The sequence below is a fragment of the Nocardia spumae genome, from assembly GCF_020733635.1.
In the GTDB taxonomy this organism is placed as follows: Bacteria; Actinomycetota; Actinomycetes; order Mycobacteriales; family Mycobacteriaceae; genus Nocardia; species Nocardia spumae.
The window spans coordinates 4,514,096-4,530,555 of the sequence record NZ_JAJFZL010000001.1; the positions used below are offsets into that span (position 1 = coordinate 4,514,096).

Here is a 16,460-nt window from a genome sequence, read left to right on the forward strand (position 1 = left end):
CTCTCCCGGATGAACAGATTCGCGATCGAGACGGATACTACCGCTCGGGCCGGCGCTGGTCCGGCTCCTCCACGATCACCTCCGGCTCCGGCGGACGCCCCGGCCACGGGCGTTCGGCGACCACCGGGAACTGTCCGGTATGGCCGTGCCGAATGGCGGCGATGCGCAGCACTTTCCGGCGTGCGAGGAACCATCCGCCGACGAGGATCGGCGCCATGACGGCCACCGTGGCCACCACCGCCCAACGCTGAATCGGGTCACTGCTGCAGGCCATCAGCACGATCACGCCGATGAGGAACACCAGCGACGCGATGCCGGTGTAGGGGGCACCGAGCATGCGATAGGCGGGCCGGTGCGATATGCCGTCGTACCAGCGTCGCCACAGGCGCAGCTGGCACAGCAGTACCGCCATCCACGACACGATCGTGCCCAGCGCGGAGACGTTGAGCACGATCTCGAAGGCCTTGTCCGGCACCACCGCATCGAGTCCGACACCGATCGACGCGATCGCACCCGCCGCCAGGATGCCCACATAGGGCACGCCGCCGCGCGACATCCGGGTGGCCGCGGCGGGAGCGCTGCCGTTCAGCGACATCGATCGCAGAATCCGGCCGGTCGAGTACAGACCCGCGTTGAGGCTGGAGAACGCCGCGCTCAGGACGATCAGATTCATCACCGACCCGGCGGCGGGGACTCCGATGCGCGCGAAGAAGGTGACGAAGGGACTCTCGCCGTTCCGGAACGCCGTGTACGGCAACAGCAATCCGAGCAGCACCAGTGAGCCGACGTAGAACACCGCGATCCGCGCGATGACCGAGTTGATCGCGCGCGGCATGATCTCCTCCGGCCGTTCCGCCTCGCCCGCCGCGACGCCCACCAATTCCACTGCGGCATAGGCGAATACGACACCAGTTGTCACAGTGACCAGCGGCAGCACTCCGGTCGGGAACATACCGCCGTGATGTGCGATCACACCGAGGCCGGTGGACTGCCCGCGGATGTCGAAACGCCCCGCCAGAAAGACCGTGCCGATGATCAGAAACCCGCTCAGCGCCACGACTTTCACCATGGCTACCCAGAATTCGAGCTCCCCGAACCAGCGCACCGAGATCAAATTCGCGCCGACCACCGCGACCAGTGCGATCAACGCGATCACCCACTGCGGAATTACGGTGAACGCGCTCCAATACCGGACATAAGTGGCAATCGCGGTGATGTCGACGACCCCGGTCATACACCAGTGAAAGAAATACATCCATCCGACCACGAAGGCGAGTTTCTCGCCGAAGAACTCGCGCGCATACGAGACGAACGAACCGGACGAAGGCCGGTACAGCACCAATTCACCCAGTGCCCGCAACACGAAGTAGACGAAGATGCCGCAGATCGCGTAGACGAGGAAAAGACCAGGTCCGGCGCCCGCCAGCCGACCACCGGCGCCGAGGAACAGACCGGTGCCGATCACCCCTCCGATCGCTATCATCTGCAATTGCCGGTTGCGCAGCGTTTTTCGATAGCCGTCCTGCTCGGTGTGCAGGACGGCGGCAAGTGCCGACAATTCGACGGGTCGGTGGTCTGAACTCATGACCGGACCTTCCGCTGGAGAACATTGAAACTTCAAACAACGTACCGTTATTCAACGGGACGTTCAACAGCGGGATAATAAATACCGAGCGGTCGGGCGTCAGATTTACCGTGTACGACGATCGGGAAATTCGAGATATCCACCGGCGGAGTGGAATTCGGACTTCCGGCGATACCCCTCGGGGAATTGCCGCGACTCCCGCGACCGGCGCACGCTGGTCGGCGTGAACGACATTCGATACGGCCTGCTACTGCCCGGCGGTGCCGCGCAACTGGAACATCGCGATGCCGCGCGCGCGGTGGCCACGCTGGCGGTGACCGCGGAAGAGCGGGGTTTCGATTCGGTCTGGCTGGGCGATTCGCTCAGTCGCGCCCGGGTCGAACCGCTCACCCTGCTGGCCGCCGCGGCGGCGCTCACCGAGCGGATAACCCTGGGCACCGCCGCCCTGATTCCCGCATTCCGGCATCCCGTGCAGGCCGCGGCCACCCTGGCGACCCTGGACCAACTCGCCGCCGGACGGTTGATCATCGCGGTGGGCGCGGGCTTCCCCGAACTGAGCAGGCCCGAATTCGACCTCGTGGGAGTGGATTACCGGACCCGGTTCTCCCAGCTGGACGACACCGTCGCACTGTGGCGCCGGCTGTGGACGGGCAACCGGGAACCGTTCCACGGCAAGGTGCTCCGATACGACTGGCTCCCCGAGGTACCGCGTCCCCATCAGGTGGGCGGACCACCGATCTGGGCGACCGGGATCACGCCGCCGGCGCTGGCGCGCACCGCGCGCCTGTACGACGGCTGGCTGCCCTACCCGCCCGATGTGGACACCTTCGCCACCGCCCTGACCGAGGTACGGACCGCGACGGCCACCGCCGGTCGCGACGAGAAGGCCGTCACCCCGGCACTTTTCGCCACGGTCTTCGTCACCGACGATCAGGACGCCGGGCGCGACGCACTGGAACGGTACTGTGCCGCGACCTACCGGATGCCGGTGGCCGAGGTCGAGCGAATCCAGGTGATGATGACGGGCACGGCCGAGGATATCGCCGCACATCTCGACCGGTACGTCCGCGCGGGCGCGCGCCATGTGCTGCTGCGCATCGCGGCGGTCGAATCCGGCGACTTCGCGATCCAGCTCGACCGCGTCTGCGGACTGCTCCGATACCTGCCGGTGCGGCGCCCGCAACCGCAACCCAGCCGAGGCTAGCCCGCCACCTCGCCCAGGATCGCCAGGACCGGCTCGGAGGTATAGAACGGTTCCAGGCGGGCCCGAATCAGCGTGGCCAGCACACCGTTTCGCTTGGCGGCCTCGACCACCGCGGGTCCGTAGCGCAGGATCTCGGTACCGATGTCGTCACCGGACAGGCCCAGCTCCGGAAGCAGCGCGCCCAGTGTGTGATCGCCGTACTTGACGAAGAAGACCTCCACGCATTCGTCGAGAAGTACTCCGACGTACTCCTTTTCGCGCGTGGTGACGATGATGCGGTGCACCAGCAGCGCCAGCTCCCGCAGGTCGGCCTGAGTCAGATAGTCGCGCAGGCCGCTGACGGGCTCGCCGGCGTGCAGATCCCAGAACTCCATCGCCGCGTCGTGCACGGGAGCGTCGCGCAACATCTCACGAATCGCGTTGTTGGTGCGCTTGAGCGCGAACAACGCGCCCTTACCGGCCATATCGCCGATGAAGGTGCCGTCGGTGGCCTTCTCCGCGGCCTTGCGCGCCGACTTCGCGGCCGAGGTCCCGAACGACACCAGAGAGCCCACGCCCGGAATCTTGCTGGCCATCTGGCGGTTCGACTCCATGAAGTCGTCGATCAGCTTGTCGACGAATTTCGAGGCGACGGTCGCCACCAACGGACTCTCGGTGAGCCGTTCCAGGGTGCGCTCCTGCGCCTGGTGCATGCCGAAGATCTTCTCCAGCAACGCTTCCACCGGCTCGCGCTCGACGACATCGCCGAGCGTGTACTCGTCACTGCCGGCGATCGCGTCGTAGATCGCGTCGGCGAACACCGATACCGAGTCCCGCAGTACCCGGCTGCCGCCGATCCGGTCCACCACCGTGCGCACGGTCTGCTTGGCGGCCTCGACATCGACCACGTCCCGGAAGACGATGGTGTCGGCGACCGCCAGCACATCGCCGATATCGCGGGCGACAACCTCGGCGAAACGCTCGCCGGTCACCTCCGCGAGCACGAAATCCACCTGCGCGTCGAGCAGTTTCGCGGCGATGTCCTGCGGTGCGGTCATCGATTCCCCTTCACCTGTCCGGGCTGCCCGGACCGGCCGGAATCAATGCCGAGCGTCGTCGTCGCCGTGCATCGACTTCCGGATCGCGTCCAGGCGTTCGGCCGCGGCCTTCTCCCGCGCCTGCCATTGTTCGTCCGCGCTGCGGCCCGCCGGTGTCTGTCGATCCAGTTCGCCCATCCCCTGCGCGGTGCCGAAGCGTTGCTCGACCTTATCGCGAACTGACTCGAAAGTAGGGACTCCGGATTCGGAATATCCACCGGGTACGCCGAAGCCCTCCGGCGGCAACGGCACCCCCGAGCCCACCGCGACCTGCCCGAATCCGCCGGAGATCGGGGGCGGCACCGCCGCGGCCGCGCCCGGGGTGTCGGAACTCACATCGGGTACCGGCCCGGTATCGACCGGGCGCGCGGACAGTTCGACCGCGACCAGATGTAACTTCTCCAGACCGGGCCGGCCGGTCGTCGCGGTCGCCACGACCTCGAGCAGATCCGCATCCTGCAGCGCGGCGAGCAGTGCCGCCATATCACGGGTTTCGGACATGCCCCCAGGCTACGCATCCGCGGCCCGGGCGGGGACTCATTCCCCGGTCACGGACTTCGCTCCCGCCAGCACCTCGCGCACCCAGGCCGATACGGTCGCCGACCAGCCGGGAATAGAGACCAGCGTGTTGTGGCCGGCACCGGGATAGATCCGCAGCCGCTTGGGCTCGGCCGCGGCGGCGTACAGCGCCCGGCCCATCTCCACCGGCAACAGTTCGTCGGCGTCGCCGTGCATGACGAATACCGGCACTGCCAGTTCGCGGATCCGCCGCAGACTCGGAAACGCATCCGGCACCAGCGGTTTCGGAATGAACGGATACACCGCCCGCGCCGCGTCCCGTAATCCGGTGAAGGTCGACATCAGGACCATCGCGGCGGGCGGATATTCGGTGGCCAGCTCGGTCACCACCGCACCGCCGAGCGACTTTCCCAGGTAGACAATCCGTTTCGGATCGACGCCCGGACGCTCGAGCAGGGCCCGGCGAGCGGCACGGGCATCGAGGTAGAGGCCGCGTTCGCTCGGACGACCGGGACTGCGGCCGTATCCGCGATAGTCGAAGGCCAGCACATCCAGCCCCGCCGCGGCCAGCAGCGCCAGCACCGGCGAGCGATCACCGATATTGCCGCCGTTGCCGTGCGCGTACAGCACATGGCCGACCGGATTCTCCGCCCGCACGAACCAGGCGTTGATCCGGCCGCCGTCGGCCGCGCTGAGCCAGAGGTCGTCGTAGCCGACCCCCAGCTGATCCGGCGTCATCGTGATCCGACGCTCGGGATGGAAGGTCAGCGCGTTGAGAACGCCCTCGGCCGGATGTCGCATAACACCTTCCTACCGTCACTCGCGCGACCGTGCGAGACGGGCCCCGCCCGATGGCATCAGCCGCGCAGGACCGCCCCGACCGCCTCGGACGCGGCCGCGACCGCGGCGTCGCGAGCCGCACTGGCCTCGTCTTCGGTGAGGGTGCGGTCGGCGGCGCGGAAGCGCAGCGCGTAGGTCAGGGATTTACGTCCCTCACCGGCCTGGGCGCCCTCGTACACATCGAACAGCGCGATGTCCTCGAGCAGGTCACCCGCGCCGGTGCGCAGCGCGGACTCTACCTGCGCCGCGCCCACCGCCTTCTCGACGCTGACCGACACGTCCTGCAGCACCGCGGGGAACGCGGAAACCACCGGGGCGGGCCGGGATTCGCGAATCGGCAGCGCGTCCAGATCCAGTTCGACGGCACAGGTGCGCGGCGGCAGGCCGCTGCGCTCGAGTACCGCCGGATGCAGCTCGCCGGCATGTCCGACGACCGTGCCGTCGACCAGCAACTCCGCGCACCGGCCGGGATGGAAGGGCAGGTAGGCGGCGGCGCGGCGTTCGATGGTAACTCCCGCCGCGTCGGCGACGGCATCGGCCAGGGCGAACGCGTCGGCGGCCTCGGCGGCCCGGCCCGGCCCCCACGGGCCACGCGGTTCCCGGCGCCCGGTCAGGACCGCCGCGACATGCACCGGCTGATCGGGCAGCGATTCGATGAGCTCGCGGACCTGCTCGTCGTCCGGCCGCCGGTCCACGGGCAGTTCGGCCACCGGGTGCGTACCCGGACCGGGCAGCACCACCTGGGCGATGCCGTAGATCGACAGATCGCGCTCACCGCGCGAGATGTTGCGCGACGCCACCTCGAGCAGCGCCGGCAGCAGTGTGGTCGCCAGTTCCGCCTTCTCGACGTCGAGTGGGTTGAGCACCCGCAGGGTGTCGCGGCGAGGATCCTCCGCGTCCAGTCCCCAGGTGTCGAAGACGCCCGCGGTCATGAAGATCGAGACGGGAGCCTCCACGCAACCGGCGAACGCCAGTGCGCGGCTCACGGCCCGGCGACGCCGCTGGAGGGCGGTCAGGCCGCGCCCGGCCGGTGCGGTCGGCAGCACCGAAGGGATCTTTTCCAGGCCTTCCAGCCGCAGCACCTCCTCCACCAGGTCGGCGGGCTGGACCAGATCGGGCCGCCAGCTCGGCGGCGTCACGACCAGCTGACCGTGCCCGGTCTCGCTGACGCTCACCTCGACCGCGCAACCGATCTGCGCGAGCCGCCGAGCGGAGGTACCGGTCGGGTAGACCACCCCCGCGGTGCGATCGGCGAGATCGATATCCATCCGGATGGGCTCGGTGCCGGGCACCGGCAGCCGCACGTCGGTCAGCGCGGATTCCACCGTGCCCCCGGCGATTTCGGCCAGCAGACCGGCCGCGCGATCGAGCGCGGCGACATTGATCTCCGGGTCGACGACTCGTTCGAAACGCTTGCCCGCCTCCGAGACCAGCTTGTGCCGGCGCGCGGAACGGTAGACCGCCAGCGGATTCCAGGTCGCGGCCTCCAGCAGGATGTCGGTGGTGTCCTGGCCGACTTCGGTGCTCGCGCCCCCCATGATCCCGGCCAGCGAGATCACACCGGAATCATCGGCGATGACGACGTCCTCGCCGTCGAGCACCCGTTCGACCTCGTCGAGGGTGCGCAGCGTCTCACCGGTGTGGGCGCGCCGGATCACCAGGGAGCCGGTCACTTTCGCGGCGTCGAAGGCGTGCAGCGGCTGGCCCAGTTCGAGCATCACGTAGTTGGTCACGTCGACCGCCGGCGAGATCGGGCGCACGCCGGCCAGCAGCAGCCGCCGCTGCAACCACCAGGGGCTCACCGCCTTCGGATCCACGCCGGTGACCTTGCGCACCGCGAACCGAGTACACGCCGACTCGGGTTCCACGGTGACCGGATGGGCGTCGGCCTCGTCGTCGGGCAGGGTCCGCACCGCCGGATCGGCGTAGTCGAGGTCGAATCCACAGGCCAGCTCGCGGGCCAGGCCGCGCACCGAGAAGCAGTAACCGCGGTCGGGGGTGATGTTGAGTTCGATCACCGTATCGCCGAGGCCGAGCAGTTCGTTGGCATCGGTGCCCGGCTCGGCGGTACCCGGTTCCAGCACCAGAATGCCCGAATGATCCTTGCCGATCCCGAGTTCGGCGACCGAGCAGATCATGCCGTTGGAGACGTGGCCGTAGGTCTTGCGCGAGCTGATGGCGAATCCGCCCGGCAGCACACCACCCGGCAGCACCACCACCACGAGGTCACCGACCGCGAAATTACGCGCGCCGCAGACGATCTCCTGCAGTTCCGGCTTGCCGATATCGACCTTGCAGAACCGGATCGGCTTCTTGAACTCGGTCAGCTCGGTGATCTCGGCGACCCGGCCGACCACCAGCGGATGCTCGATATCGCCGGTGACCGGCGCGAGGGTGTCGAGCTCCTCCACCTCGAGGCCCACGCGGACGAAACCGGCGTCGAGCTCCTCGGGGGTCAGCGACCAGCCGGGGGTGGTCCGCTGCAGGGTTTCCGTCAGCCAGGACTGCGCTACTCGCACTTGACGTTTCGCTTCCTCGTATGGGGTGTCGGTGTGGGGTCGGGGCCGGCCGGGATCAGGCGCGAATGCCGAACGGCAGCGTGAATCGCACGTCGCCCTCGACGATGTCGCGCATATCCGGAATTCCGTTGCGGAACTGCAGGGTGCGCTCGAGGCCCATGCCGAAGGCGAATCCGCTGTAGACCTCGGGATCGATACCGCTGGCGATCAGCACCTTCGGGTTGACCATGCCGCAGCCACCCCATTCGACCCAGCCCGCGCCGCCCTTCTTGTCGGGGAACCAGACGTCGACCTCGGCGGAGGGCTCGGTGAACGGGAAGTAGTTGGGGCGCATGCGGGTTCGCGTCTCGGGGCCGAACAGAGCACGGGCGAACGCGTCCAGGGTGCCGCGCAAATGGGCCATGGTCAGGCCCTTGTCCACCGCCAGTCCCTCGACCTGAGAGAAGACCGGGGTGTGTGTGGCGTCGAGCTCGTCGGTGCGGAAGGTGCGGCCGGGACACACCACATAGATCGGCAGTTCCCGCGACAGCATCGATCGCACCTGCACCGGTGAGGTGTGGGTGCGCAGGACCTGGCGCGAGCCTTCCGCGTCCGCGGCGTCGGGGCCGGAGGCGGTGGCGGAGCGCGACCCCGCGGGCCCCGTCTCGGATGCCGGGATATACCGCGCGATGTGGAAGGTGTCCTGCATGGTGCGGGCCGGATGGTCGGGCAGGAAGTTGAGCGCGTCGAAGTTGAAGTGCTCGGTTTCGACCTCGGGTCCCTCGGCGACCTCCCATCCCATACCGACGAAGACGTCCTCGATCTGCTCGGAGATCACCGTGATGGGGTGGCGCGCGCCGACCGCGCTACGCCGCGCCGGCAGCGTGACATCGATGGCCTCCGCGACCAGCACGGCCGCATCGCGTTCGGCGAGCAACTGCGCGCGACGGGCCTCGAATGCCTCCGAGACCCGGGTGCGGGCGATGTTGACCCGCTTACCGGCATCGGCCTTGTCCTGTTTGGGCAGGCTGCCCATCGCGCGCTGAGCCAGCGCGATCGGCGATTTGCCACCCATGTGCTCGGTCTTGACGGTGGCGAGCGTATCCAGGTCGGCCGCGGCCGCGAACGCCTTCTCCGCCGCGGCGGCGGCAGCGGAGAGAGCCTCTTCGCTGAGTGCCTCCGCCGACGTCGCTGACTGCTCGGCTGCATCCTTCTCGTCGGCCACGATGGTTCGTCTCTCCCCTGGGCTGGTTCGGGTCCTGGCGTTACGGCGCGAGCGGGATTCCACTCGAATCACGTCGCTCGATTGCCATCTATTGTCGCTGGTCGAATCGTAGGCGATGACAGCAGCCCGCCTCACACGGATATTCTCGGCAGTCGCGTCCGCGCGACACCGGCCCGCACACGCACAGGCGCGTCGCTCGCTATCCGAGCGACGCGCCTGTTCAGAACTTCGCCGCGAGCCGATTCCGGGCTACCGCGGCGGGCGAGGGCCCGCTACGGCCGTCCAGTGGCGCTTATTCACTCGCCGCCGGCGCGACGGGGGTGATACGGCTGGGCAGCCACAGCAGGCCGACCACCGCGCCGACCGCGACGATCACCGCGCCGACCCACACCGCCGGCACCAATCCGTCGACGAAACCCTGCGGGCTCGCGTACGACCCGCGGGAGGCGAAGACCGACGCCAGTACCGCTACGCCCATAGCCACGCCCACTTCCCGGACCGTGTTGTTCGTCCCCGAGGCCATCGCCCGGTCTTCGGGTACCGCACTGGCCATCACGACGGTCGCGCCGGGCGCGAAGGTGAGGCCCATGCCCACCCCGCCGAGCAGCATGGCGCCGATGAAAGAACCGTATCCGGCGTCCACCGTGCTCACCGTCGCCATCCACGCCAGCGCCACCGCGAGCAGCGCCTGTCCGGTCACCAGCACCGTCCGCGCGCCGATCCGGCCGACGAGCAATCCGGCCAGCGGGGCCACCACCATCGGCGCGGCGGTCCAGGGCAGGGTGCGCAGCCCGGATTCCAGCGGGCTGTAGCCACGCACGACCTGGAAGTACTGCGAGATCAGGAAGATCGAGCCGAAGACGCCGACCGCGAACGTGAAACTCGTGACGTTGCTGACCCGGAAGGCGCGGGATCGGAACAGGCGCAGCGGCAGCATCGGCGCGGAGGTCCGCATCTCCCAGGCGAAGAAGGCGGCGAGCAGCACCGCGCCGCCGAGAAGTCCGGTCAGCACCGGCGCCGAGGTCCAGCCGTCGTCGGCGCCGTGCACGACCGCCCATACCAGCGCCAGCACACCACCGGCCGACAGCACCAGCCCGAGCGGATCGAAACGCCGAGCGCCGCCGAAGGATTCACCGATCACCCGCGCCGCGAACGGCAAGACCGCGATGCCGATCGGAACATTCAGCCAGAAGATCCATTGCCAGCTCAGACCGCCGACGACCGCGCCGCCGACCACCGGGCCCACCGCGATACCCAATCCGGAGATGCCGCCCCAGATACCGATCGCGGCATTGCGCATCTTCGCCGGCACCCCCTCCGACAGCAGCGTCAACGACAGCGGCATCACGGCCGCGCCGCCGAATCCCTGCACCGCGCGGGCGGTTACCAGCATCCACGGCTCGGTGGCCAGCGCGCAGGCGGCCGAGGCGAGGGTGAACAGTGCGATTCCGGCCAGGAATATCCGCCGCCGGCCGAATCGGTCTCCCAGCGCCGATGCGGTGAGCAGCAGCGATGCGAACGACAGCGTGTAGGCGTTGACGAACCATTGCAGATCGGTCAGCGAAGCGCCGAGCTCGGTGCGGATCACCGGTAAGGCGTTCGTGACGACGAGATTGTCCAGCGTGACCATGAACATCGGGATGCCGACCGCGGCCAGGATCGCCGCGAGTGGTCTCCGGGTAGCGCCGGGCGAGCCGGCCAGGGTGGGGGTTTCGACGGTGGTGGCAGTCATCGCAGTTCCTTTGTTGTTATCGACTGATAACTTGATGCCGAAAGAGTATGCATCGACTGATAACATGTCAACAGGAGGTGCCGCCCGACTCGATTCCCGGCCGCACCGCGCTACTCTGCCGTCGGACGATCGCGAGGAGGACCATGGCGGACTCGACCCGCACCCGCCTGACCGCGGCCGAGCGCAGCGAGCAGGTGCTGGCCGCCGCGGTCACCGCGTTCGCCGAAACCGGTTACGCCGCAACGAAAACCGATGAGATCGCGCGGCTCGCCGGGGTCTCCCAGCCGTATGTGATCCGTTTGTTCGGCACCAAACAGCGCCTGTTCGTCGCGGCGGCCAACCGCGCCTGCGACCGGATCGAAGAGGTTTTCCGCACCGCCCGCGCCGACGCTCCGGCACACGCCTCCCCGCAGGAGGCGCTGAAAGCGCTCGGCAAGGGGTACGAGGCATTCCTGTCCGAACGCGAGCTACCACTGATCCTGCTGCAGGGGTTCTCGGCCAGCGCGGACCCGGCGATCGGCGACGACGTGCGCGAGCGCTTCGGCCGCATCTACACACTCGTGCGCGAATTGACCGGCGCCACCGCGGACGACACCCGGCATTTCATCGCGACCGGCATGCTCATCACGGTGATGACGGCGATGCAGGTGATCGGCCCCGACGCGGTGGCGACACCCTGGGCCGACGAGATCAACGCCTGCCTGGGCGACGACTGAGCGGCCCCGCGGGTGGCCCCCATCCGCACCCCGTGGCCTGCTGTGATAGATCGCACCGATGTCGCGGTTTTCCCCAGACTCCTCACAGGTTTATAGTTACTTTCGGTAATCAAATTCTTTGACCTATTCCGAACCACTCTTGACACCGGCGATGCCGGTGCCCCGGGCGTTCGCCGCCCCGCACCCGGTCGACCGGTTCCGGAAAGAAGAGCAATGGCAATCACCTCTGCGAACGACACCGCGCGCAGATCCGGCGAGCCCGACGATGCGACGGTGATGACGCACCGGCAGATCATGGAGGCCCTGTCGGGACTGCTGCTGGGCATGTTCGTCGCGATCATCTCCTCGACGATCGTGACCAATGCGCTGCCGAAGATCATCGGCACCCTCGGCGGCGGGCAGTCCGCCTACACCTGGGTCGTCACCGCCTCGCTGCTCGCGATGACGGCCACCACCCCGCTGTGGGGCAAACTCGCGGACCTGTTCAGCAAGAAGGCTCTGGTCCAGATCGCGCTGCTGATCTATGTCGGCGGATCCGTCGTAGCCGGCCTGTCCCAGAATCCGGGCATGCTCATCGCGTGCCGCGCGGTGCAGGGCATCGGTGCCGGCGGCCTGTCCGCGCTGGCCCAGATCGTGATGGCCGCGATGATCGCGCCCCGCGAACGCGGGCGCTACAGCGGCTATCTCGGCGCGGTGTTCGCGGTCGCGACCGTCGGCGGACCGCTCCTCGGTGGCGTCATCACCGACACCAGCTGGCTGGGCTGGCGCTGGTGCTTCTACGTCGGCATCCCGTTCGCGGTGATCGCCCTGATCGTGTTGCAGCGCACGCTGCGCCTGCCGGTCACCAAGCGGGATGTGAAGGTCGACTGGCTCGGCGCGTTCCTCGTGACCGCGGCCGTCTGCCTGCTGCTGGTCTGGGTGACCTTCGCCGGTGACAAGTACGCGTGGCTGTCGTGGCAGACGCTGGCGATGGTGGCCGGGTCGATCGTGCTGGCGGTGCTGTTCGTCTTCGCGGAATTGCGCGCCGCCGAACCCATCGTGCCCATGCACCTGTTCGCCAACCGCACCATCAGCCTGGCCTCGGCCGCCTCGCTGTTCATCGGCGTCGCGATGTTCGCCGGCACCGTGTTCTTCAGCCAGTACTTCCAGCTGGCACGCGGCGAGTCACCGACCATGTCCGGCATCATGACGATCCCGATGATCGGTGGCCTGTTCATCTCCTCCACGGTCTCCGGCCAGATCATCACCCGCACCGGACGGTGGAAGGGCTTCCTGGTCAGCGGCGCGTTCCTGGTGACCGCCGGACTGGGGCTGCTGGGCACCATCGGCTACGACACGAACTACTGGGTCGTCGCGATGTACATGGCGATGATGGGCCTGGGCATCGGTATGACGATGCAGAACCTGGTGTTGTGCACGCAGAACCAGGTGGCACCGCACGAGCTCGGCGCGGCCAGCTCCCTGGTGACCTTCTTCCGCAGCCTCGGCGGTGCGATCGGTGTCTCCGCGCTGGGTGCGGTGATGGCCGAGCGGGTCAAGCACTACATCAGCGACGGTCTGAGCCATCTGGATCCCGCTGCCGCCAAGGCGATGGGCGCCAGCAGCCAGATCCCGGATCTCGCCGCGCTGCCACAGCCGGTACGCACCGTGGTCGAAAGCGGATACGGGCACGGCATCGCAGATGTGTTCCTCTACGCGGCGCCGATCGCCTTCGTCGCCTTCATCCTGACCCTGTTCATCAAGGAGGTCGCGCTGCGCACGTCGGGCGCGATGGCTCAGGCGGCCGAATCCGCGCCCGAGCCGGTGCTGTCGCCGCTCGCGCTGGCCGAGGACGCGTCGGGTCTGGTCCCGGAGGAGTTCGTGGACAACGCGATCGTGGTGCACGGACACGTTCGCGCCGGTGACGGAACCCCGGTCGCCCGCGCGGCGTTGACGCTGATCTCCCCCACCGGCCGCCAGATCGGCCGGGCCATCGCACGGCACGACGGCCGCTACGCCCTGGACGCTCCCGACCGCGGATCGTATGTCCTCATCGCCTCCGCGGACGGCTTCCAGCCGCAGGCCACCCCGATCGCGATCGGTGACCGGCCGCTGGCACACGATATCCAGCTCAGCGGTATGAGCGGTCTGGCCGGAACCGTGCGGGCGGCCGACGACGGGTCGCCGATCACCGACGCGCTGGTGATCGTCACCGACAGCCGCGGTGATGTCCTCGCGGCGGGCGCATCGGGTCCCGACGGTGACTACACGCTGACCGAGCTGATCCCGGGACCGGTGACCGTGGCGGTGAATGCCGCGGCCTTCCAGCCGGTCGCGCTGCCGGCGGAGGTCGGCGGGCAGGGCATCACCCGGCTCGATGTCGCACTACCCCGCGGGGCACAGCTGCACGGCACCGTGCTCAACACCGGCGGACCGCTGCGCGATGCCCGGGTAACCCTGGTCGATGCGGCGGGTGCGGTCGTGGAGAGCACCATCACCGGTCACGACGGCCGCTACCGCTTCGGCAATCTGGCGCTGGGCGACTACACGGTGGTCGCGTCGGGATATCCAGCGACCACGACCACGCTCACGCTGGCGGGCGGGGCCACCGGCGACCACGTGATCGAGCTGTCGTACCCGCGCGACTGAACAACCCGACACACATGGGCGCCGGAGTGGATCCGGCGCCCATGTCGTAGCCGGAAAGAGTTACCCGGCCCGATCGTGGGCGGGCGCTCGGCTCAGGGCCGATGCCGGACGCGCGCGCCGGTGTACAGGCAGATCGCCGCCGCGGCCGCGAGGTTCAGGCTCTCCGCGCGGCCGTGGATGGGGATCCGGATGCGATGATCGGCGCGCGCGGCGACCGCGGGATCGAGCCCGTGCGCCTCGTTACCGAAAAGCCATGCGGTACCACCGGATTCGCCGGCGCCACGAAGCAGTTCGTCGGCGTCGTCGAGATCGACCTCACCGCGGGCGGTGGTCGCCAGCACCGTGATGCCGTTGTCGCGCAACGCCGTCAGGACGGCATCGATATCGCGATCGCGGGCGATCGGCACATGGAACAGGCTGCCCGCGCAGGCGCGCACACATTTGCCGTTGTGTGGATCCACCGAATCACCGGCGAGCACGACGGCGTCCGCGCCGACCGCGTCGGCCACCCGGATCAGCGTGCCGGCATTGCCCGGATCCGATATCTCCACCGGCACGGCGAGCATGCGGGACCGGGGTGCGGTCGACGAAACCACCTGTGCCATCGGCACATCCACGAGCCGGCAGACCGCGACCAGACCGGGCGGGGTGACGGTCTCCCCCAGATGTTCGGCGGCCCGTTCACTCACCAGGCTGGTGCGCACGCCCAACGCGGCGGCGGTGGCCACCAGTTCGTGTTCGCGTTCGGCGGCGCGGGGGGAATAGAACAGCTCCTCCACTCGCCCGGCGTCCAGGGCAGCGGCGACGGAGTTGGCTCCCTCGGCCAGGAACGTCCCGGCCTTGCGGCGGGAGGCGGAACGATGGAGCTTGACAGCGGAAACGACCCGCGGATTGCGTTCCGACAGCGCCGGATTCGTCCGGTCGGCGTCGGAGCCGCGTTCCACGGGTCGTTTCGAGGTATCGGTCAACTGGCCGCGGCTCAGGCAGCCGGAGCGTTGACATCCTCCGGCAGGGCGGCCTTGGCCACCGCTACCAGGCCGGCGAACGCCTCGGCGTCGGAGACGGCGAGCTCGGCGAGGATCTTGCGGTCGACCTCGACACCCGCGGCCTTCAGGCCCTGGATGAAGCGGTTGTAGGTGATGTCGTTGGCGCGAGCCGCCGCGTTGATACGCGCGATCCACAGCTTGCGGAAATCACCCTTCCGTGCCCGGCGGTCCCGGTAGGCGTAGGTGAGCGAGTGCAGCTGCTGTTCCTTGGCCTTGCGGTACAGCCGCGAGCGCTGCCCGCGGTAGCCCTTGGAGGCCTCGAGCACGGAACGGCGCTTCTTCTGAGCGTTGACGGCCCTTTTGACGCGTGCCACTGGTCAGTCCTTGATCGATCGAGGGGCGCGGGTGGGCGCCCACAGGGTGGGAAGAGGAGGTATCGGACGCGAGCGCTGTGCTCGTGAGATCAGATACCGAGCAGCTTCTTGACGCGACGGACGTCGGCGGGCGCGACGGCTTCCGTGCCGTCCAGACGACGAGTCCGGCGGCTGGACTTGTGCTCGAGCAGGTGGCGACGGTTCGCCTGCTGGCGCAGCAGCTTGCCGCGACCGGACACCTTGAATCGCTTCGAGGTGCCGCTGTGGCTCTTCATCTTCGGCATGGATTCCTCAATCTGTCTCGTTCCGGCGGCATCGCGCGAGGCGATACCGCCGGGGCTGTATCGGTTTACTGCGGGCTGGCCGCTTCTGCCTGCGACGCCGGAGCCGTTCCGGCCGCGGCCTCGCCACCGGCCGGTGCCGTGTTACGCGGCGCGGCGGCGCTCTGCTGCGCGGCAGTCTGCGCCTTCACCCGGGTCTTCGCACCCTTGTGAGGCGCGAGAACCATAGTCATGTTCCGGCCGTCCTGCTTGGCGGAGGTCTCCACGAAGCCCAGATCGGCGACATCGGAGGCCAGCCGCTGCAGCAACCGGAAACCGAGTTCCGGCCGGGACTGCTCACGACCACGGAACATGATGGTGACCTTGACCTTCGACCCGGCCTCGAGGAACCGCATCACGTGTCCCCGTTTGGTCGCGTAGTCGTGGTCATCGATCTTGGGACGGAGCTTCTGCTCCTTGATCACGGTCTGCTGCTGGTTCTTACGGGACTCACGCGCCTTCTGCGCGGTCTCGTATTTGAACTTGCCGTAGTCCATGATCTTGCAGACCGGTGGACGCGCGTCCGGTGCGACCTCGACGAGGTCGAGGTCAGCCTCTTGGGCGACGCGTAGCGCATCTTCAACACGCACGATCCCCACCTGCTCACCACCCGGTCCGATGAGTCGGACCTCGGGCACGCGGATGCGATCGTTGATGCGGGTCTCAGTGCTGATGGGGCCTCCTAGGTCAAGCGGTGTCGTCCAACGACCGCGAGCAACAAACTGCAACCCCATACCCAACACGAAAGCCCCGTCGC

At 68.3% G+C, this 16,460-nt stretch carries 14 protein-coding genes; 3 read left to right on the forward strand and 11 right to left on the reverse strand.

Annotated features, from left to right (window positions below; translation table 11 throughout):
* Positions 1-37: 37 nt before the first annotated feature.
* Positions 38-1,585, reverse strand: a complete 1,548-nt coding sequence (locus LKD76_RS20135) for an amino acid permease (RefSeq protein WP_227982868.1) — start codon at positions 1,583-1,585, stop codon at positions 38-40.
* A gap of 223 nt (positions 1,586-1,808) precedes the next feature.
* Between LKD76_RS20135 and LKD76_RS20140 the strand changes: the two genes are divergently transcribed.
* Entirely contained in the window at positions 1,809-2,789 is a 981-nt protein-coding gene (locus LKD76_RS20140; RefSeq protein ID WP_227982869.1) for an LLM class flavin-dependent oxidoreductase, read from the forward strand.
* Here LKD76_RS20140 and LKD76_RS20145 read toward each other — a convergent pair.
* From LKD76_RS20145 to LKD76_RS20170, 6 genes are all read right to left on the reverse strand, one after another.
* On the reverse strand, positions 2,786-3,826 hold the full coding sequence (locus tag LKD76_RS20145; protein ID WP_227982871.1) for a hypothetical protein: 1,041 nt from the start codon (positions 3,824-3,826) through the stop codon (positions 2,786-2,788). The two genes, LKD76_RS20140 and LKD76_RS20145, sit on opposite strands and share 4 nt — an antisense overlap.
* A 42-nt stretch (positions 3,827-3,868) precedes the next feature.
* Positions 3,869-4,366 carry a PspA/IM30 family protein gene (locus LKD76_RS20150; RefSeq protein ID WP_227982872.1) on the reverse strand — a complete coding sequence of 166 codons (498 nt, stop codon included), beginning with the start codon at positions 4,364-4,366 and terminating at the stop codon, positions 3,869-3,871.
* 36 nt (positions 4,367-4,402) lie between these two features.
* Positions 4,403-5,185 carry an alpha/beta hydrolase gene (locus LKD76_RS20155; RefSeq protein WP_227982873.1) on the reverse strand — a complete coding sequence of 261 codons (783 nt, stop codon included), beginning with the start codon at positions 5,183-5,185 and terminating at the stop codon, positions 4,403-4,405.
* Between the two features lie 56 nt (positions 5,186-5,241).
* Positions 5,242-7,743: a phenylalanine--tRNA ligase subunit beta gene (pheT, locus tag LKD76_RS20160; protein WP_227982874.1), complete on the reverse strand. Its 2,502-nt coding sequence runs from the start codon at positions 7,741-7,743 to the stop codon at positions 5,242-5,244.
* A gap of 55 nt (positions 7,744-7,798) precedes the next feature.
* Positions 7,799-8,947 carry a phenylalanine--tRNA ligase subunit alpha gene (pheS, locus tag LKD76_RS20165; protein ID WP_227982875.1) on the reverse strand — a complete coding sequence of 383 codons (1,149 nt, stop codon included), beginning with the start codon at positions 8,945-8,947 and terminating at the stop codon, positions 7,799-7,801.
* Positions 8,948-9,239: 292 nt separating this feature from the next.
* Positions 9,240-10,679, reverse strand: coding sequence for an MFS transporter (locus LKD76_RS20170; protein ID WP_227982876.1), 1,440 nt, complete (start codon positions 10,677-10,679; stop codon positions 9,240-9,242).
* 143 nt (positions 10,680-10,822) lie between these two features.
* Here LKD76_RS20170 and LKD76_RS20175 point away from each other — a divergent pair, with 143 nt between their 5' ends.
* Both LKD76_RS20175 and LKD76_RS20180 read left to right on the forward strand, forming a co-directional pair.
* Positions 10,823-11,395: a TetR/AcrR family transcriptional regulator gene (locus tag LKD76_RS20175; RefSeq protein WP_227982877.1), complete on the forward strand. Its 573-nt coding sequence runs from the start codon at positions 10,823-10,825 to the stop codon at positions 11,393-11,395.
* A gap of 213 nt (positions 11,396-11,608) precedes the next feature.
* Positions 11,609-14,023 (forward strand): MFS transporter, encoded by a 2,415-nt coding sequence (locus LKD76_RS20180; protein ID WP_227982878.1) that lies wholly within the window; start codon positions 11,609-11,611, stop codon positions 14,021-14,023.
* A 92-nt stretch (positions 14,024-14,115) separates the two neighbouring features.
* On the opposite strand, the gene LKD76_RS20185 is transcribed toward LKD76_RS20180, so the two are convergent.
* The 4 genes from LKD76_RS20185 to infC form a co-directional block, all read right to left on the reverse strand.
* Positions 14,116-14,928 (reverse strand): TrmH family RNA methyltransferase, encoded by an 813-nt coding sequence (locus LKD76_RS20185; RefSeq protein WP_255661841.1) that lies wholly within the window; start codon positions 14,926-14,928, stop codon positions 14,116-14,118.
* Positions 14,929-15,002: 74 nt separating this feature from the next.
* Entirely contained in the window at positions 15,003-15,383 is a 381-nt protein-coding gene (gene rplT, locus LKD76_RS20190) for a 50S ribosomal protein L20 (RefSeq protein ID WP_227982879.1), read from the reverse strand.
* A gap of 89 nt (positions 15,384-15,472) precedes the next feature.
* Complete coding sequence (gene rpmI / locus LKD76_RS20195) at positions 15,473-15,667, reverse strand: 50S ribosomal protein L35 (protein WP_025348784.1); 195 nt, start codon at positions 15,665-15,667, stop codon at positions 15,473-15,475.
* A gap of 65 nt (positions 15,668-15,732) precedes the next feature.
* Entirely contained in the window at positions 15,733-16,437 is a 705-nt protein-coding gene (gene infC, locus LKD76_RS20200) for a translation initiation factor IF-3 (RefSeq protein WP_227985327.1), read from the reverse strand.
* Positions 16,438-16,460 lie beyond the last annotated feature (23 nt).